The organism is Microbacterium sp. P2_F9, from assembly GCF_056403635.1.
In genome coordinates this window covers 1-16,860 of record NZ_JBFUFC010000079.1, presented here as the reverse complement: position 1 = coordinate 16,860, position 16,860 = coordinate 1, and the positions used below count along the sequence as shown (strand labels likewise).

The 16,860-nt window shown below is 68.5% G+C and carries 20 protein-coding genes; 9 read left to right on the top strand and 11 right to left on the bottom strand.

Annotation, left to right across the window (positions count from 1 at the left end; genetic code table 11):
* The first annotated feature begins 183 nt into the window (after positions 1 to 183).
* The 3 genes from AC1DVT_RS10200 to AC1DVT_RS10190 are packed head-to-tail and all read left to right on the top strand — an operon-like array spanning position 184 to position 1,981.
* Positions 184 to 399, top strand: a complete 216-nt coding sequence (locus AC1DVT_RS10200) for a hypothetical protein (protein ID WP_477388657.1) — start codon at positions 184 to 186, stop codon at positions 397 to 399.
* On the top strand, positions 396 to 1,409 hold the full coding sequence (locus AC1DVT_RS10195; protein WP_477388655.1) for a zeta toxin family protein: 1,014 nt from the start codon (positions 396 to 398) through the stop codon (positions 1,407 to 1,409). The genes AC1DVT_RS10200 and AC1DVT_RS10195 overlap by 4 nt, the downstream gene beginning before the upstream one ends.
* Positions 1,406 to 1,981, top strand: coding sequence for a recombinase family protein (locus AC1DVT_RS10190; protein WP_477388653.1), 576 nt, complete (start codon positions 1,406 to 1,408; stop codon positions 1,979 to 1,981). The genes AC1DVT_RS10195 and AC1DVT_RS10190 overlap by 4 nt, the downstream gene beginning before the upstream one ends.
* Before the next feature lie 335 nt (positions 1,982 to 2,316).
* Here the strand turns inward: AC1DVT_RS10190 and AC1DVT_RS10185 are convergent, their stop codons facing one another.
* The 4 genes from AC1DVT_RS10185 to AC1DVT_RS10170 all read right to left on the bottom strand — a co-directional run bounded on the left by AC1DVT_RS10185 (position 2,317) and on the right by AC1DVT_RS10170 (position 5,204).
* Entirely contained in the window at positions 2,317 to 2,583 is a 267-nt protein-coding gene (locus tag AC1DVT_RS10185) for a hypothetical protein (protein ID WP_477388651.1), read from the bottom strand.
* Positions 2,584 to 2,623: 40 nt separating this feature from the next.
* Positions 2,624 to 3,628 carry a hypothetical protein gene (locus tag AC1DVT_RS10180; protein ID WP_477388649.1) on the bottom strand — a complete coding sequence of 335 codons (1,005 nt, stop codon included), beginning with the start codon at positions 3,626 to 3,628 and terminating at the stop codon, positions 2,624 to 2,626.
* Positions 3,625 to 4,083, bottom strand: coding sequence for a hypothetical protein (locus AC1DVT_RS10175; protein WP_477388647.1), 459 nt, complete (start codon positions 4,081 to 4,083; stop codon positions 3,625 to 3,627). Before AC1DVT_RS10175 ends, AC1DVT_RS10180 begins: the two co-directional genes overlap by 4 nt.
* A 461-nt stretch (positions 4,084 to 4,544) precedes the next feature.
* On the bottom strand, positions 4,545 to 5,204 hold the full coding sequence (locus AC1DVT_RS10170; RefSeq protein ID WP_477388645.1) for a ParA family protein: 660 nt from the start codon (positions 5,202 to 5,204) through the stop codon (positions 4,545 to 4,547).
* 137 nt (positions 5,205 to 5,341) lie between these two features.
* Here AC1DVT_RS10170 and AC1DVT_RS10165 point away from each other — a divergent pair, with 137 nt between their 5' ends.
* Positions 5,342 to 5,920, top strand: a complete 579-nt coding sequence (locus AC1DVT_RS10165) for a hypothetical protein (protein WP_477388643.1) — start codon at positions 5,342 to 5,344, stop codon at positions 5,918 to 5,920.
* Entirely contained in the window at positions 5,913 to 6,131 is a 219-nt protein-coding gene (locus AC1DVT_RS10160; protein ID WP_477388641.1) for a hypothetical protein, read from the top strand. Before AC1DVT_RS10165 ends, AC1DVT_RS10160 begins: the two co-directional genes overlap by 8 nt.
* 387 nt (positions 6,132 to 6,518) lie before the next feature.
* Here AC1DVT_RS10160 and AC1DVT_RS10155 read toward each other — a convergent pair whose 3' ends face one another.
* The gene (locus AC1DVT_RS10155) at positions 6,519 to 6,947 is read right to left on the bottom strand and encodes a winged helix-turn-helix transcriptional regulator (protein WP_477388639.1); all 429 of its coding nucleotides are present in this window, start codon (positions 6,945 to 6,947) and stop codon (positions 6,519 to 6,521) included.
* Between the two features lie 96 nt (positions 6,948 to 7,043).
* Here AC1DVT_RS10155 and AC1DVT_RS10150 point away from each other — a divergent pair, with 96 nt between their 5' ends.
* The gene (locus AC1DVT_RS10150; protein WP_477388637.1) at positions 7,044 to 7,898 is read left to right on the top strand and encodes an SDR family oxidoreductase; all 855 of its coding nucleotides are present in this window, start codon (positions 7,044 to 7,046) and stop codon (positions 7,896 to 7,898) included.
* 99 nt (positions 7,899 to 7,997) lie between these two features.
* On the opposite strand, the gene AC1DVT_RS10145 is transcribed toward AC1DVT_RS10150, so the two are convergent.
* On the bottom strand, positions 7,998 to 9,905 hold the full coding sequence (locus AC1DVT_RS10145; protein ID WP_477388635.1) for a phosphoenolpyruvate carboxykinase (GTP): 1,908 nt from the start codon (positions 9,903 to 9,905) through the stop codon (positions 7,998 to 8,000).
* Between the two features lie 43 nt (positions 9,906 to 9,948).
* Here AC1DVT_RS10145 and AC1DVT_RS10140 point away from each other — a divergent pair, with 43 nt between their 5' ends.
* Positions 9,949 to 10,692, top strand: coding sequence for a sulfite exporter TauE/SafE family protein (locus AC1DVT_RS10140; RefSeq protein ID WP_477388659.1), 744 nt, complete (start codon positions 9,949 to 9,951; stop codon positions 10,690 to 10,692).
* On the opposite strand, the gene AC1DVT_RS10135 is transcribed toward AC1DVT_RS10140, so the two are convergent.
* The 3 genes from AC1DVT_RS10135 to AC1DVT_RS10125 all read right to left on the bottom strand — a co-directional run bounded on the left by AC1DVT_RS10135 (position 10,685) and on the right by AC1DVT_RS10125 (position 14,349).
* Positions 10,685 to 12,709, bottom strand: coding sequence for a YhgE/Pip family protein (locus AC1DVT_RS10135; RefSeq protein ID WP_477388633.1), 2,025 nt, complete (start codon positions 12,707 to 12,709; stop codon positions 10,685 to 10,687). The genes AC1DVT_RS10140 and AC1DVT_RS10135 overlap by 8 nt on opposite strands.
* Positions 12,706 to 13,287: a TetR/AcrR family transcriptional regulator gene (locus AC1DVT_RS10130; RefSeq protein ID WP_477388631.1), complete on the bottom strand. Its 582-nt coding sequence runs from the start codon at positions 13,285 to 13,287 to the stop codon at positions 12,706 to 12,708. The genes AC1DVT_RS10135 and AC1DVT_RS10130 overlap by 4 nt, the downstream gene beginning before the upstream one ends.
* Positions 13,288 to 13,368: 81 nt before the next feature.
* On the bottom strand, positions 13,369 to 14,349 hold the full coding sequence (locus AC1DVT_RS10125; RefSeq protein ID WP_477388629.1) for an aldo/keto reductase: 981 nt from the start codon (positions 14,347 to 14,349) through the stop codon (positions 13,369 to 13,371).
* An 88-nt stretch (positions 14,350 to 14,437) separates the two neighbouring features.
* Between AC1DVT_RS10125 and AC1DVT_RS10120 the strand changes: the two genes are divergently transcribed.
* Positions 14,438 to 14,671, top strand: a complete 234-nt coding sequence (locus AC1DVT_RS10120; protein WP_457099670.1) for a hypothetical protein — start codon at positions 14,438 to 14,440, stop codon at positions 14,669 to 14,671.
* Between the two features lie 19 nt (positions 14,672 to 14,690).
* Here the strand turns inward: AC1DVT_RS10120 and AC1DVT_RS10115 are convergent, their stop codons facing one another.
* Positions 14,691 to 15,230, bottom strand: coding sequence for a YaeQ family protein (locus AC1DVT_RS10115; RefSeq protein WP_457099671.1), 540 nt, complete (start codon positions 15,228 to 15,230; stop codon positions 14,691 to 14,693).
* A gap of 91 nt (positions 15,231 to 15,321) precedes the next feature.
* Between AC1DVT_RS10115 and AC1DVT_RS10110 the strand changes: the two genes are divergently transcribed.
* Complete coding sequence (locus AC1DVT_RS10110; RefSeq protein WP_477388627.1) at positions 15,322 to 16,152, top strand: GNAT family N-acetyltransferase; 831 nt, start codon at positions 15,322 to 15,324, stop codon at positions 16,150 to 16,152.
* 15 nt (positions 16,153 to 16,167) lie between these two features.
* Here the strand turns inward: AC1DVT_RS10110 and AC1DVT_RS10105 are convergent.
* Positions 16,168 to 16,860, bottom strand: a 693-nt coding sequence (locus tag AC1DVT_RS10105) for a PucR family transcriptional regulator (protein ID WP_477388625.1), incomplete at its 5' end; no start/stop codon positions are given.

Here is a 16,860-nt window from a genome sequence, read left to right as displayed (position 1 = left end):
GATTTGCCCCTTCAAAGCTAGCGTGTGGTCAGACCATAAGGGTGCGAGCGAACTGTGAGGATGCCCCTAGCGCCCTGGCCGCCGAGGCCCGAAATCCCCTCGCAGACCTTTTCGATTCGGCGGCTAAACTGCAACGAGGAGGCCGAATAGGTGCAGGCATCGGCGTGGCGGGTCAGTGACGCGGTGGCGACCGACGCCCTGCGGGAGGAGTCGGCGATCCTGGTGGCGCTCCTTCTCTCCATCGCAAGGAGCGGCGGGTCCGGCGCGGCGGCCGCGCGTGAAGAGTTGAGTGAGGTTCGACGAGACGTCTTCGCGGTCGACGGGTACGATCGCCGAACCGTTGAGGCCCTCACGGACCAAATCCGCGAGCGGATCCGTGTGCTGAGGAGTGCGCCGTGAGTGAGGCCGACCCGACAACTTCCGGGCTGGAGGAGATCCTGGACCGGGACATTCTTCCGCTCTACTTCGGCGCGGAGACGGCCAGCACGGCCCCCACATTCGTGCTGCTATCGGGCCAGCCCGGATCAGGAGCCGCCCGCGCGACCGGCCGGCTTCTCGCCGAGCACGGGGACGGGATGACCGCGGTCAACGCTGATGGGCTTCGCGCGTTCCATCCGCGCTTTGCGGAGTTGACGGCATCCGGTTCCGCGGATGGGGCACGCGTTCTCAGCGAGGCCACCGCGGAGTGGTTGCGGGCGAGCATCGTATTTGCTCGCGAGCAGCATCGATCGCTGCTACTCGAGGGCAACTTCGCGACACCGTCGACCGCGATCGCCCTGGCGCAGCGTTTCGCTGCCGAGGGGTTCCGCACGCGGGTGGTCGTCGTGGCTGCCCGGCGGGCGGAGAGCCTGCTCGCGTCGGCTTCTTCGTACCTGCGCGATGTTCACGCCAGCCGTCCGGCGAGGTTTGTCAGCAGGGACGCGCACGATCGGGGCTTCGAGGGCACGCGGGCGCTGACCGCGGCGATCGAGGAGTCGGATGCCTTTGAGCGCTTCACCGTCCTCGGGCGGAGCGGTGCCCCCGTCTTCGATGCCGAGCGGGACGGTTCGGATCGGCCGTTCCGAGGTGCGAGTGCTGCTCTGCGGGATGCGCAGTCTGAGCGGTTGACGAGCCTGCAGTCGGCGCAATGGCTCAGCGAGTACCGACGCGCCACCGAGTTCGCGGCGACCCTCCGCGACCTCCCAATTCCTCTGGGTGAACTGCTGATCGATCTGCACGAGACGGCCATTCGAGAGGTCATCCGGGAGCTTCCCGTGCCGGCGGGCTCGAGGGTCATCGAAGCACAGGAGCATCGCAGCGCGGTGGACCTCGTCGCGTTGCGGAGGCAACTGGCGCCGGAGCGGCCGATGGATGCGCCGGCACCCGTGGTGGTGCCCGCAGGGTCAGAGCGTGGTGGTCCGTCGCGATGACCCGCGTCGTCGGCTACACGCGGGAGCTGTTCTCGGGGGCTGACACGTCGAGCGATGCCGACGAGCTGAAGCGGGCCGGCGCGACCCAGGTGTTCTCCGAGGCAGCGTCCGCGAATCCCCGGTTGCGGCCCGAGCTCGGGGTGTGTCTGCGCTCGCTCGAGGCGGGCGACACGCTCGTAGTGTCGAGCTCCGCTCGTCTATCGCATTCCCTCGGTCACTTCGTATCCACGATGGACGACCTGGCGGTGGCGGGCGTCCGGTTCCGCTCCCTCACCGAGCMGGCTCTCGCCACCGGGTTCGGACCGTCCGAGGATCCCGCGCAGGTCTGGGCGGCGCTGCGGGGTCTGCAGGGCCGGCTGAAGAGTCTGGGGACGCGGGAGGGCATGAGTGTGGCGGCAGCGGAGGGTCGTCACGCGGGTCGCCCGACGGTGATGACCGACGATCGGATCGCGATCGCGCAGGAGCTGCGCAATCAGGGTCGCTCGTTCACCCATATCGGCCGGGTTCTCGGGGTGAGCACCAGCGCTGTGCAGCGTGCCCTCACCCCGCGCCCCGATCACGCCAACCGGTAGCACAGTCATCACCGCGGGGAGCCGCATCCCTCGAGGTCGTCTCACTCGGCTCAGCTCCGACGATGAGCAGAGCAGCGGCCTACTCTCCCGCTTCGCCTCGGTCGCGCCGACTTCGCTGTCGGCCACTTCCCTTCCCTGCTGACTGTCCGTTGGGCTGTTCCTGGCAAGAGGCTTCGTGAGCGACCAGAGKGATGCGCAGTGCCGGGTCGTGAAATAGCGGACGGAGCGCAGCGAGGGAGCATATGTCGCGAAAGCCCGGCACGGAGCGTCCCGGTGGGAGCTATCCTGAGCGGCCAGGAAGACCCCTGTCGTCCCGGTTCAGGTGTCTCACCTGCTCAGACCGCGGGCTGCTTCCCCGTGAGGGCTTTGATGTCGTGGATGAAGGGTTGCCGGTCGGCGGTGGGATCGAGGATCAGCCCGAGGACCCGTGCGCGGATCTCGTCCCGTTCGGCTTGGGGAAGCTGGCGGAGGGGAGCGATGATCCAGGCGAGGTCTTCGTCGATGGTGTACCCGGGCTCGGCGGTTTCCCTGTCCGGGTAGTACTGGAATGCGACGACCGCGGTCCGGTAGATCACGGCTTCCGTGTCTCTCTCTTCGATCATGATCGTTCCTCCGTGCTCATTGTGGCGTGCGTTGGGGCGTTCATCGGCTCAGTCCCCCACCCGGGCTCGACCAGGTGGGCGGTGGCGGGGTGGTGGGGTCGAGGTGGTGGGGCTGGCGCGGTGGCTCGCGGTAGCGGAGGCGTTCGTTGATCACGCGGGCGATCTCGTCGAGTCGCCGCTCCTCGCTGCTGCGCCGGTCCAGGACCGTCGAGCGGGTTTCCGGGTTGCGGTGGGCGTAGTCCACCGCACGGGCTCGGTAGCTGTCCCGTTGGAACCGACGCAGCAGTTCGTCGGGGGTGCCCAGTTCCGCGCGCAACCCCACAAGGCGGGCCCGGTCGACGGGCTTGCCGAAGAATTCGTCGGCGGCGTGCTGGTTTGCCTGGCGTTCCGCCCGTGGGGTGCGGTGCAGGTTCCGTTTCGGCAGCCCGGCGGCCCTGCGGCGTTTGTCTTTCTCGATCCACTCCTTTTGCCGTGCCGTGATCTTGTCCTTGTTCTCCTGGTAGTACTCGCGTCGCCGCGCTTTGACCTGCTCGGTGTGCTGCCGGTAATACGCGTTGGCGTAATCGCGCTTGTCGGCGGGGTCTTCGCGGGCCCGCGCCCGTGACTTCGCCAACGCTTCGTCCTTGTGCCGCTGATACCAGGCGCGCTGGCTCGCGCGCCGCCACTCCCAGTAGGCCTCCGGGTCGGCCTCGCGGCGTTTCGCCAGGTACTCACGGGAGTAGGCGCGCAGATGCTCGGCATGCTTCTCGTAGTAGCGCTGATGCCAGTCCGCCTTCGCGGCGGCCGCCTTGCGGCGATGCGCCGCGCGCCGCATGCTCAGCCGGTTGAGTTCGCGCGCCCGCTCCCGGTTGTTGCGCTTCCACTCCGCCTGCGCCGCCGCACGCTCCTCCCGATGCGCCTCCCGGTACCGTTTCCCTTTCGCCAGGAGTTCCTCCCGCCGCGCCGCCGCGTCCGGCTGCGGCTCGCCGGGTCGAGAAGGATCGGGCCGCTTGTCGTCGCGAGGCGAGGGGAGCAGAGGTTCGCTCCCGTTGTGTTCGCCGCTCATCGTCCGATCCCCCGTTCGGGGAAGATCCCGTCGAGCAGGGACGTGGCGGGGGCGAACTGATCGCGCTGTCGCCGCGGCGGGCCGAGCGGGAACCGCGTGACCGCGGCCGTCGCGCTGCGCTTGCTCGCAGGCACGTACTCGTGAAGCACCTGGCAATCCGGGTCTGAGATCACCCAGTGGCAGCGCCTGCCCCACCAGACGGTGAGGTCAATCTCGGCCTCCTCCGGGGAGTCCGCGAACACCCCGACGACGTGACCGTCCAGCAGCTGGGCGGTGTGCCAGGTGTGCGGGCCGGGTCGGACCCCGCGAGCGTCGAGCGTGTCGGTGATGAGTTCCCGACGGGTGTGGCATTCCTCGTTGGTGGCCGTCGCGCCGAGAATCGGGCAGGCGGCCCGGATGCGCTCCCCCGCCTCCGCAAGAGACTCCCCGGACACCGGTGCGGAGAGCGGGTTCACGACCGTGCCCCCGCTCCTGAAGTCGACAGTGCGGAAGTGTCGGAGTTCGTGGGTTCCGAAGGACGAAGCTCCCGGACTGCCGATCTTCGGGAGTTCGGGTGTTCAGGACTCCGATGGTCCGGAACTGACGAAGCTCGGAGGTTTGACGCTGCCGGAGTGACAGACTCCCGAAGTTCGTCCTCAGTCGCGCCGCGCAACGTGTCCTGGTGGGCGAGCAGCAGGTCGATCGCGACACGGATCAGGGTGTTCTCGGTGATCCGCTCGCCCTTGACCTTGCGCCGCCGCATCAGCGTCCGCGCGAGAGTGGAGAGGGCAGCGTATTGGTCCTCACGGACCCGCGCCTCCTTCCGGGTGAGACGCGCGAACTTCGGCAACCCGGGTTGCGCATCGCCGGACATCTCTGCGGATACACGGGCCCGGACATCGCTGAGCTTCTCCGCGAGGTCGACCTTCGCCATGATTCACCACCGCCCCATGGCCGCAGGGATGAACTGGTCGCTCAGCTCGTGAGCGACCCGGGTGACATCGGCGATCAGGCCGGCAGTGCGCTGCGTGTCCGGCGCGTTCGTCACCAGCTGACCCAGCACGGGTGCGTCGGCGTGCACCTTGTACTGCCGCAGGTGCGCATCGAACCGGGGCACCCCGACGTTCGTGTCAACGATCTCGTGCCATCGGTCAACTTGCTTCGGGATGCGCGGGTCTAGGCGATTCAGCAGCACGGCGTGGCGCAGCTGGCGGGGGTCGATGAGGCGGGTGATGGTGCGCATCGTCGGGTCGACCGCGAGCGGCTCTGGAGTGAGCGGCACCACCACGAAGTCCGCAGCATCGAGCACCGCCTCCAGAATCGGGGTGTCTTCCAGGCTTCCCGGCGTGTCGACCAGCACGAAGTCGTACTCCATCCCCAGCTCGCGGAGCCGCGAGAGCATCCTCGGCGACTGATTGCCGGCGAAGTCGAACGGCAGCCAGCCCCGTGCGTTCTCCGCCCACCACACCGTCGACTGCTGTGGGTCGACATCCACCACCAGCACCCGGAACCGACGCGACAGCGCCGCGCCGACCTGCATGGTCACCGTGGTCTTGCCCACGCCACCCTTCTGATTTGCGACTGCAACGACATTCATCTCGTTCCCTCCGAACTCCCGAACTTGCAGATATAAATTGGTGCTAGACATCAGTACACGCTTTAGTCGTATAGTTAGTCAAGAGCAATCTGCGGAATGCCAACGCGGTAAGGCAAGCTGAGGAGGTGAAGGTCGACGTGAAGACAACCGACGGGCAGGCGATGTCAGGGTCTGCGATTACGCAGCCCGTCGGTACCGCGTTGCGTATTGCTCCCGGCTTCGTCGCCACAGCCAGCGATGACACCTCCGGCGTCGAAACCACGATCGAGGCGCACTACAGCCCGGAGCGTGGGCGATACATCATCACGACCATCGTCAACCGCGCTGTCAGCGCGAACTTCGACGAGGATCGCCTCCGCCACACCGCGCCACAGGCGATCCTGCAAGCGGCAATCCCGCAGTGCATCGCCGTGCAGCTCGACGACGGGCCCGACGAGAGCTGGCTCACGATCGCGGATCTCACCAGCACCGAAGGACGCATCATCCCCGCGTGGATGGCATCCGCGGTCGTGAAGCGAGGAGCGAAGGACGAGCGCTGGGACGTCATAGAGATTCTCTACGGGACGTCCGCGTTGTCGGATCTCCCGCCCGTCAAGATGATCGCGCTGGAACTGAACGTCCCCGAGCGCACCGCCTCGGACTGGATAAAGAAGGCGCGAGGCGCCGGACGCCTGGTCGGGCTCACCTCAAATGTCGGTCGACCGGCGAGTGACTAACGCCCCCACAACCGCACCAACCGCGGTCGCCCTCGACCACGCCGCCGCCGCAGCCTCCCTGGGAATCAGCCCTTCGCGCCTGCGCCATCACGTCCGGCTCGGCGACCTCACCCCACACTTCTCCGGCACGAAGCCGCTCTACCTCGTTTCGGACCTCCAGCAATTCGTCGAGCGGCTCCCCACCCGGCCGGAACACCTGCCGGCGATCTGAACGACAGCTGCTGGTGACGTTTGGGGCGCCGGCCCCGAGCGCGCCGCCTGACTTAGTCCCCTTTGGGGGAGGGCCTGCAATCGCGAAATCACCGACCAGCGCCGGCCTTTTGGGACTCCAGCGTCGCTCGTTACGCTCGCGCGCCACAGCGGATCGACTTACGACCGGCATCAAATATGCTCGATACGCGGGTCCTGACCCGCTCCTGCGGCGCGACATACCTATGTGTGCACCGATGTGTGCACCTGAGTCGTCCCACTGACCGCAATCCCAGTGTTTTCAAGGAATAGCAGCACCAATTCGAAGAAGGGACCTCAGCTTCCCAAGCTGATAGCGCGGGTTCGATTCCCGTCATCCCCTCCACAAAACCGCGGAATTCCGCGGGACTCACGCCACAGCGCGTTGCGCAGACGCTACGTCGCCGGCGCTGCCTGAAGAACGCGGGGGGTCCGCTTCGGCGCCGATCATCCGGTCGGCGTTGACGGCGACCCACTCCACGAGCGGCAGCATCCTTTCCATCAGATCGCGACCGAGGGGCGTGAGGCTGTACTCGACTTTGGGCGGCACCGCCGGAAACGCCTCCCGATGGACGAGGCCGTCCGCGCTCAGCGTCTTGAGGGTCGAGGCGAGCATCTTCTCACTGATGCCGTCAACGTCGCGGCGGAGCCCGCCCCACCGCCTTGTCCCGTCGGACAGCGACGACAGCACGAGCACGCCCCACTTGCTCATGACGTGATCGAGCACGACACGCGTGCTGCACCCTTCGGTGAACGCGTCAGTGGATGAGCCCTTGATTTCCGCAAAACTTACTGACATGTGGGTACCTTACCTGAAAGTGGGTACCGCCCATCGGGAAGGCAATGATGCCTACCCGCTGTTGTCCCCCGTGTCCAACCACGAAGGGATCCACCTATGACCATCCTCGTCACCGGCGCCACCGGTCAGCTCGGCCGCCTCGTCATCGACAGCCTCCTCACGCGCGGCGCTGAACCGCGCAGCATCGTCGCCGGCGCCCGCGACACTGCCAAAGCTGCCGACCTCGCCTCGCGCGGCGTCACCGTGGTCGCGCTCGACTACGCCGACCCCGCGAGCATCGCCGCTGCGCTCGACGGCGTCGACGCGATGCTGCTCATCTCCGGCTCGGAGGTCGGGCGACGCGCCGCGCAGCACCAGTCGGTCATCGATGCCGCTGTCGCAGCCGGGGTCTCGAAGTTCGTCTACACCAGCGCTCCCAAGGCGACGACGAGCGACCTCGTGCTCGCGCCCGAGCACAAGGCCACCGAGGAGGCGATCGCTCTGTCGGGGCTGCCCGCGGTGATCCTGCGGAACAACTGGTACACCGAGAACTACGCCGCCGACCTGACTCGTGCGGGCGAGACCGGCGTGGTCGCCGCGAGCGTTGGGGATGGTCGGGTCGCATCGGCGAGTCGCACTGATTACGCGGATGCCGCCGCCGCGGTTCTGCTCAGCGAAGGGCACATCGGCGAGATCTACGAGCTGGGCGGCGACGTCGCCTGGAGCTACCAGGAACTGGCCGACGCGATCGCCGAGGTCACCGGCCGTCCGGTCGACTACCAGTCGCTGTCGTCGACGGAACACGCCGCCGCCCTCGAAGCGGCCGGGCTCGATGGCGGGACAATCGGCTTCGTCACCGCGCTGGACTCCGGCATCCGCAATGGTGCACTCGCCGACAGCGACGGCACCCTTGCCCGCATCATCGGTCGACCCACCACGCCGCTCGTCGACGGCCTGCGCGCATTGGTCTGACCCGCTGGACCGGCAGGCGGCGTCGTCCCTGCCGGTCCATGCGTCATATCCGGCGACACCCGCGGCCGATCAAGCAGTCGGGCAGGGAATGCATGCCGGTCAGGTGGGGTCGCCGTTCATCTCCCACTGCTTCGGTGAGCGCCAGAGCGCGCTGGTGGTGAGGGAGCGGATCATCTCCATCTCCTTGGGCAGGCGGTTGTAGAGCTTCATGAAGAGCTCTTCGACGTCGAGGAGCTCGGCGGTCCAGTCGCGGCGGTTGATGGCCATGCAGGCGAAGAAGTCTTCCTGGGAGAAGTCGAGGCCATCCCAGCTGAGGTCCTCATAGCGCGGCACCCACCCCAGCGGACTCTCGATGGCGAGCGCGCGTCCGCGGGAGCGGGCGACGATCCATTCCAGCACGCGCATGTTCTCGCCGAACCCGGGCCAGAGGAAGCGCCCGTCCTCGTCGCGCCGAAACCAGTTCACCTGGAAGATGCGGGGAGCGTTGCGGACGTTCCGGCCCAGTGCGAGCCAATGGTTGATGTAGTCGCCCATGTGGTAGCCGGAGAACGGCAGCATTGCGAACGGGTCCCGGCGCACCACGCCCTGCTCGCCGAACGCGGCGGCGGTGGTCTCGGAGCCCATCGTCGCTGCCATGTAGACCCCGAACGCCCAGTTGAAGCTCTGCGCGACCAGCGGAATTGTGCCGGCGCGCCGACCGCCGAACACGAACGCCCGGATCGGCACCCCCTGCGGGTCGTCCCACGACTCGTCCAGCGCCGGGTTCAACGACGCCGGGGACGTGAACCGGGAGTTCGGGTGCGCCGCCTTCGTCCCGGCATCCGGAGTCCAATCGTTCCCCTGCCAGTCGATCGCGTGCGCCGGCTTCGGGCCGTCCAACCCCTCCCACCAGACGTCTCCGTCGTCGGTGAGGGCGACGTTCGTGAAGATCGTGTCGGAGCGGATCGATTCCATCCCGTTCGGGTTCGTCGCATACGACGTACCGGGCGCAACCCCGAAGTAGCCCGCCTCTGGATTGATCGCGACCAGGCTGCCGTCCTCACCTGGCTTGATCCACGCAATATCGTCGCCGACCGTGGTCACCTTCCACCCCTTGGCGGCGAACGCCGGCGGCGGTACGAGCATCGCGAAGTTCGTCTTGCCGCACGCGCTCGGGAACGCCGCCGCGACATACGTCTTCTCCCCCTGCGGATCGGTCACGCCCAGGATGAGCATGTGCTCGGCGAGCCACCCGTCGTCGCGGGCCATCGTGGACGCGATCCGCAGGGCCAGGCACTTCTTGCCCAGCAGCGCGTTTCCGCCGTAGCCGGACCCGTACGACCAGATCTCCAGCGTCTCCGGGAAGTGCACGATGTACTTCTCGGTCGGGTTGCACGGCCAGGCGACATCCTGCTCACCCTCGGCCAGGGGTGCACCGACGCTGTGCATGCATGGCACGAACTCGCCGTCCGCACCGAGCACCTCCGCGGCCGCACGACCCATCCGGGTCATGATCTTCATGCTCACGACGGCGTACGGCGAGTCCGTGATCTGCACGCCCAGCTGGGCGATGGGCGACCCGAGCGGGCCCATGCTGAACGGCACCACGTACATGGTGCGGCCCGCCATCGACCCGGCGAACAGGCCACGGAGAATCCACATCATCGCCTTCGGATCCATCCAGTTGTTCGTCGGGCCGGCATCCTCTTCGCTGCGCGCGCAGATGAACGTGCGCTCCTCCACCCGGGCCACATCGCTCGCATCACTGCGCGCCAGGAAGCTGCGCGGCCGCTTCACCGGGTCCAGTCGGATGAAGGTGCCTGCCTCGACGAGCTGCTCGCAGAGCGCGTCGTACTCGGCATCCGAGCCGTCGCACCAGTGCACCGCCGTCGGCGTGCACAGTTCGACCATCTCTTCCACCCAGGCGACAAGCCCGCGATGCTGAATCCACTCCGGTGTGTCCATGATCCGAGCCTGCCGCGCCGAGCGCGTCTCCGCCAGACGATGACATCCTGTATTGATCGCCATCGGCCACCAATCAAGCCCTCAGGACCCTATGCCCTTGTCTGAGATGCCCGAGCTCCCGTGGTGGGCATGGCTCCTGCTCGCCGTGGCGGCCATCTCGGTCGGAGTCTCCAAGACCGCCGTTCCGGGCGCGAACACACTGGCCGTGGCGATCTTCGCGGCGATCCTGCCGGCCAAGCAGTCCACCGGGGCGCTGCTCATCCTGCTGATCGTGGCCGACGCGTTCGCGATCACCGCCTACCGACGGCACGTGAACTGGCGGGCGCTGCTGCGGCTGGCACCCGCGGTGGTGGTGGGGCTCCTGCTCGGCGTGGTCTTCCTGGCGTTCGCCGACGACGCCTGGGTGCGCAAGGTCATCGGGGTGATCCTGCTGGCGGTCATCGCCGTCACCCTGATTCGGCGACGGATGGGACGCACCGTCGCGGATGGCGGATCGCATCGGGTCGCCGCGGCTGCCTATGGCGCGCTGGGCGGCTTCACGACCATGGTGGCGAATGCCGCAGGGCCGGTCATGTCGATGTACTTCCTGGCGTCCCGCTTCTCGGTCAAGGAGTTCCTCGGCACCGCGGCATGGTTCTTCGCGCTCGTGAACCTCACCAAGGTGCCGTTCTCGATCGGCCTCGGTCTGATCACCGGACCCGGCCTGCTGCTCGACCTCGTGCTCGTGCCGGCCGTGGTCGGAGGCGCGCTCTTCGGCCTCTGGTTCGCCCATCGCCTCAACCAGGCGCTGTTCGAGCGGCTGGTGATCGTGTTCACGGTCGTCGGCGCAGGCTACCTGCTGCTCAGCTGACCGCCAGCCGGCGTGCCGCCACGGGCGGGGCGGGAACCGGCGCGACGCCGGCGACGTCGTCGTCGGTGAGCGCGACAGGCCCCGACGCGGCACTTGTCACCCGCCGGCGGGCGCGCCCTGCCGCCACGGTCGTCACCGCGAGCGCGGCGAGCAGCCACACGCTGAGGACGCCGACGGCGGGCCAGACTCCGATGGAGCCGCCCGCGATCAGCGATCGGAACGCCCCCACCGCATAGCTGAAGGGCAGCCAGGAGTGGACGGTCTGGAAGAGGTCGGGCGTCGTCTGGATCGGGTAAGTCGCGCCGGCAGAGGCCAGCTGGAACACGATCAGCACCAGGGCGACGAACCGGCCGACCGGGCCCATCAGGGCGATCAGCGCCTGGTTGATCGCGACGAACGTCAGGCTCGTCAGCAGGACGATCCCGGCGAGGCCGGCGAGGTTCGCCGGCTCGATGCCCACGCCGAACCGGACCATCACGACGACCAGCAGGCTCTGCGTCACGGCCATGAGCGCACCCGGCAGGTAGCTGCCGAGCGCGATCCGCCAGGCAGGCAGGTTTCGGGCCGACAGCTTCTGCCTGAGCACAGGGAACATCAGATAGAAGGCGAGTGCGCCCACCCAGAGCGCCAGTGTCATGAAGTACGGCGCCAGCGCGTAGCCGGTGGCGGGCACCTCGTTCGACCGCTGCGCGTCCAGTTCGACGGGGTCGGCGGCCACGGCGCTCAACGTGTCAGCTTGGGCGGCGGTGTAGGTCGGGATCGCCTGCGCCCCCGACCCCAGGCCATCGGCGAGGCTCGCGGACCCGGTCTGCAGCTGCGCGATACCGGAGGCGAGGGCTGCGGCGCCGGCCGAGGCATCCGTTGCTCCGCCGGAGACGGCTGACGCTCCCGTCGCGAGATCGGTCGCACCGGCACTGAGCGTGCCGAGCCCGGTCGCCAGACCTTCGGCGCCGGAGGCGAGTTCGTGCGACTTGGCGTCGAGCGTCGCAAGACCGGTGCCGGCATCGGCGCTGCCGACGAGCCGGCCGGTCGCCGTCGCGAGCGTGGTGGCGCCGCCCTGGACGCCGGTGGCGCCGGCCGAAAGAGCGCCGGAGGATGCCGCGAGCTGGCTGATCGCGGCAAGGCGCTGTGCGTCGGTCATGCTCGCGTAGCCCGTAGCCAGGGCCTGCAGGCCGTCGTTGACGGCGGCAGCGCCGGACGCGACACCCGTCGTCGCTGCACTGAGCACGGCGGCGCCGGACTGCAGGGAGCGAGCGCCGTCGAGCGCCGCGGCGATGCCGGTGGCGATGCCGGCTGCGCCCGTGGCGACCTGTGCGCCAGCACCCGCCGCGCTTGTCGCGCCGGACTGGAGGCTCGAGGCGCCCGCGCTCACCCGCGAACTGCCGCCCGCGAGGTCGGTCAGCCCGTCGGCGAGCCGGGTGGCGCCGGTCGACGCATCGTCGACTCCCGCGGACAGCTCGGCCGCTCCCGCAGCCGCGTCTCCGATCTGGGAGTGGATGTCGCTGAAGCCCAGGTAGATGGAGTCCAGGTAGGTCGACGACACCGAGGTCGACAGGGCAGCCGTGACCCGCGCACCGACGGTCGACGCGATGTTGCCGACGATCTGGTTGGCGGCGTCGTTGGTGCGGATGGTCAGCCTCGCGGCGGTGGGCTCGTCGCCGGCGACCGACACGGCGTCGGCGGAGAAGTCGCTGGGAACAGTCAGCACCGCGAGGACGTCGCCGGACGCCAGCAGCTTCGCCGCGGCATCCGCGTCGAGCTCCTCCCACGCGAAGTCGGTGTTCTTGTCATCGGCGGTGAGCGTGTCCACAAGATCGCCGCCGAGATCGACCTCCTGCGACTGTCCGTCATCCGAGGTCGCAGGCGAAGTCGCGGGCACATCCTCGTTGAYGATGGCCGCGGGGATCTGATCGAGGTGGTGGAGCGGGTCCTGGTTCGACCAGATGAGCGAGCCGGCGTAGATGAGCGGGATCAGCGCGATGCCGGACAGCACGACTGCGGTGCGGGCCTTCTTCATGACCGCCCGCCTTCGACCATCGACGCCGCGAGCTGCTGCGCGATGCGGGACGCCGCGGATTCCAGGCCGTCCGGGTCGCGCCGGTCACCCAGCTGCTCCATGACCAGCCAGGCGGCGCCAGCCGCGAGGAGGCGCAGGCGGGAGCGGATCTGCTCGGGGTCAGCGGCGCCCGAGCGCTCCACGAACGTCAGGAGGCGGGCCGCGACGAAGTCGATCACGAGCGTCTGAACGGCCAGGACGCTCGTCTCCTCGAGCACCCGTCGGTAGAACGGCGCGTGCTCGGCGAGCCCCTGCATGAGGCGGCGCACCCCGTTCGTCAGCATGACCGTCGGTTCAGCGGGCGTGGCGACTGCGGCCGTCGCGTCGAAGACCTGCTCGAGGCGTTCGATCGCGGCGGCCTGGACCAGCGTGGCGATGTCGCCGAAGTGCTGGTAGAAGGTCGGACGGCTGACCCCGGCAAGGGTGCAGACATCCGTGATCGATATCGAAGAGATGTCGCGCGCGTCCACAAGCTGGCGTGCGGCATCCAGGAGCGACGCGCGCGAACGCAGCGCTCGCGGGTCAGGTGTGAGACTCATCGATAAACCCTTCTTTACAGACGTAAACTATATTACGTCTGTAAAGCAAGGTGCAAATCCTGCCCACTGGCGGGCGGGGGGCTACCAGGCGTAGGCCTCCGGCGCCTGGCCGCCAGGACCGGGGAAGAGCTCGTCGAGCGCGTTCAGATCCTCCGCGCTGAGATGGATGTCGAGCGCCGAGACGGCCGATTCCAGCTGCGCGACCGTCCGAGGCCCCACAATCGGCCCGGTTACCCCTGGTTGGTGCAGCAGCCACGCGAGTCCGAGCGCCGACGGCGTCCACCCGCGCTCCGCCGCGAATCGCTCATAGGTTTCGAGCTGGTCCTGGCGCTTCGCCCGCGCGGAGGTGAGTCCGGCGGAGCGGGCCTTCGGGTCGGTCGAGCCGCCGCTCAGCAGTCCTCCCCCGAGCCGAGACCAGGGCAGGATGCCGAGACCGTAGTTCTGCGCGGCCGGGACGACTTCGAGTTCGATCGATCGCTGGGCGAGGTTGTATAGCGACTGCTCACTGACSAGACCAAGGAAGTGCCGCTGCTGCGCGATCTCGTTCGCCTGGGCGATGTTCCAGGCCGCGAAGTTGGAGCTGCCGGTGTAGACGACCTCGCCGCGGGCGACCAGGACTTCCATCGCCTGCCACAGCTCCGTCCAGGAGATGTGGCGGTCGATGTGGTGGAACTGGTACAGGTCGATCCGGTCGGTCTGCAGCCGCTTCAGCGAGCCGATCGCCTCGCGGCGCACCTGCCACGCGGAGGCGCCGCGGGCGTTCACGACGTCGCCGTCCGCGGTGGGGTCGACCATCGGCGAGTGCACCTTCGTGGCGAGCACGATGTCATCCCGCACCCCCGGCCGCGCGGCGAACCAGCGCCCGATGATCTCCTCGGTCGCGCCCCGTCCACCGGCGCCGCCATACCCGTTCGCCGTGTCGATGAAGTTCACACCGAGCTCGATGGCGCGGTCCAAGATCGCGAACGAGTCCTCCTCGGACGTGCGATCGCCGAAGTTCATCGTGCCCAATACGATCCGCGAGACCGAAGTCCCCGTGCGGCCGAGCTGCGTGTAGTCCATGTCCCCATGCTCACACGCGCGCCAGCGCAGAGCCACCGCGTCGGTCATCGCATTGCCCGGCGATCATCCCGGAGTTACCCTCACTGACATGGACCCGCAGACACAGGCGGCGATCCTGGCCGGGGTGCTGGGAGCGCTGGTCGTCGTCAGCCTTGCCCAGCTGCTCTGGGTCGCCGTCAGGCGGCGCTCCCTACGGAAGCAGCGCGAGATCGCGCTTCGCGAATCGCCCGCCGATGTGGCTGAACCGATGCGCGCTCGCGACATGCGCGCCGGCGACATCGGGCGGATTCTTCAGCTTGGCGCCGACGACATCCTCCGCTAGGACCGACAGCCGATCCCCGCTACTGGATAGGTTCGTCGTGGATGGCGGTGCTCAGCGTCGTGCCGTTCAGCTCGAGATAGACCTGGCGCTCAGTGACCGAGAGGGTGGCGGTGTTGCGCCGGTCGAGCAGGTCGACGACCGCATCGACGAAACCGGCATCGAAGCTGTGCAGCGTGATCGACTCGGCCTGGTGGATGCGCTTGCCCGCCAGCGGGGCGAGCACCTTGGCAGGGTCGCGGTGCGTGTAGATCGTGGTGCGGTCGGCGAGCTTGCTGCCGTAGTGCAGGCGCTCGGCATCCGGTGCGCCCACCTCGATCCACGCGGTCAGATGTCCCGTGCGGTCGCGCACCACGACCGCCGGCTCGGCGGTGGACGAGATGCCCTCGCTGAACGCGATGCCCTCCTCGTATTCGAGGCAGTACGCGAGCAGCCGGGTGACCATGTAGGCGTCGGTTTCGGACGGATGCCGCGCCACCCGAAGGTTGAAATCGTCGTAGACGCCGCGGTCGACGTCGGCCAGCTGCACCGTGAAGGTGTACATCGTCGCGCCGAGGGCCATAGCGGGAGAGCCTAACGTGCGAAGCACTGTCCGCCTTGCCAGGCGACGCACTACTGTGCTTCCAGGAATTCTCACTGCGAAGGACGTCAGCGTGGACGATCGTGAAGCAATGCGGGCCACCGAGCTCGGCGAGGCCGCCTACATGGAGGCCGCCTTCGCCGGCACGACGCCGGAGGTCAAGGCCGCTCTCGGCATGAGCACGACCCGGATCGGCGGCGGGGTCGTCACGGTGATGGCCGACGATCCGACCGGCGGATTCTGGAGCCGCGCCGTCGGCTTCGGCATCACCGAACCGGTCACCGAGTCGATCGTCGACGAGGTGCTCGCCTTCGCACGCGTCGCCGATGCGAAGAGCCTGCTGTGGCACATCGCCCCGCGGGCGGACGGACCGTGGGAGGAGATCCTCGCGGCGCGCGGATCGAAGCCGGGCCAGGCGTGGGTGAAGTTCGCGGCTCCGATCGAGGATGTGCACGCGGCGACGGCGACCGACCTGCGCATTGCACCGATCGAACTCGCCGATGCCCGTCGCTACGCCGATCTCATGATCGAGGTCTTCGAGATGCCGGCCGACAGCGCCCTCCCCGACTGGTCCGCCTCGCAGGTCGGCATCCCCGGCTTCCAGATGTACGGCGCGTGGGACGGCGACACCCTCGCAGCGACCGCGTGCCTCTATGCCGCGAATGGCATAGGGTCGCTCAGCGGCGCCGCGACACTTCCGGAGTACCGCGGCCGCGGCGCCCAGACGGCCCTCATGGCGAGGAGGGTGGCGGATGCCGCAACCCTGGGCTGCACCTGGATCACCGCCGAGACCGGCACCGAGACAGCGGACGATCCCAACCCGTCGCTGCACAACATGCGCCACATCGGCCTGGTGGAGCTGTACGAGCGCCGCAACTGGATCTGGCGCGCGGCATCCGACTGATCTGGAGAGACGGCCTCAGCGCCTGGTGAGCATGCGCAGTTCGAGCATGGCCGCGAACCGCTGCTCCGGGTCGGCGAGCTCGAGTCCGCTCACCTCGGCAAGTCGCCGCAGCCGGTAGCGCAGCGTGTTCGGGTGCACGAAGGTCGCCGCCGCGGCCGAGGCGACGTCGCCGAAGCTGTCGAGCCAGGCTTCGAGCGTCTCGAGCAGGTGCGCGTCGTGGCGCTCGTCGTACGCGAGGAGGGTGGCCACCGGTCCGGTCGCCTCATCGCCGCGCGACGCCGTCAGGTCGCGCAGCTCCAGCAGCAGCGATTCCGTCTGCACATCGGCCATCGACGCCACCAGCTGCGACGTCACCCGGCGACGGATGACGCGCAGCACGCGGTCCGCGGTCGCTCGGGAGTGCGCGGTGGATGCGATGTCGTGCGCCATCGAGCCGACGGCGATGACGGCGGGAAGCCGGGAGCCGACGCGGCCGAGGAAGTCCTGGGCGATCGCGACGACCCGATCGAGCGTGCCCGGCGCCGCAGGGAGGATGCCATACGCGACATCGCCGATCAATGCGACGGMGGCCCCGGGGCGCACGGCGGAGAGGTGGACGGCGAGCGCGTCGGCGAACCGCTCCCGATCGGCGATGAGGAGCTGATCGTCGCGGCCGCCGCCGGCCGGCTCGCCCGTGAGCGCGCCCGCGATGACGACGAGGTCGTGGCC

Excerpts from the sequence above, each read along its gene's own strand:
- AC1DVT_RS10155 (WP_477388639.1), bottom strand. The coding sequence starts at position 6,947 with ATGTCAGTAAGTTTTGCGGAAATCAAGGGCTCATCCACTGACGCGTTC.
- AC1DVT_RS10130 (WP_477388631.1), bottom strand. The coding sequence starts at position 13,287 with ATGAGTCTCACACCTGACCCGCGAGCGCTGCGTTCGCGCGCGTCGCTC.
- AC1DVT_RS10170 (WP_477388645.1), bottom strand. The coding sequence starts at position 5,204 with ATGAATGTCGTTGCAGTCGCAAATCAGAAGGGTGGCGTGGGCAAGACC.
- AC1DVT_RS10140 (WP_477388659.1), top strand. The coding sequence starts at position 9,949 with ATGCCCGAGCTCCCGTGGTGGGCATGGCTCCTGCTCGCCGTGGCGGCC.
- AC1DVT_RS10150 (WP_477388637.1), top strand. The coding sequence starts at position 7,044 with ATGACCATCCTCGTCACCGGCGCCACCGGTCAGCTCGGCCGCCTCGTC.
- AC1DVT_RS10185 (WP_477388651.1), bottom strand. The coding sequence starts at position 2,583 with ATGATCGAAGAGAGAGACACGGAAGCCGTGATCTACCGGACCGCGGTC.
- AC1DVT_RS10120 (WP_457099670.1), top strand. The coding sequence starts at position 14,438 with ATGGACCCGCAGACACAGGCGGCGATCCTGGCCGGGGTGCTGGGAGCG.
- AC1DVT_RS10115 (WP_457099671.1), bottom strand. The coding sequence starts at position 15,230 with ATGGCCCTCGGCGCGACGATGTACACCTTCACGGTGCAGCTGGCCGAC.
- AC1DVT_RS10180 (WP_477388649.1), bottom strand. The coding sequence starts at position 3,628 with ATGAGCGGCGAACACAACGGGAGCGAACCTCTGCTCCCCTCGCCTCGC.
- AC1DVT_RS10145 (WP_477388635.1), bottom strand. The coding sequence starts at position 9,905 with ATGGCGATCAATACAGGATGTCATCGTCTGGCGGAGACGCGCTCGGCG.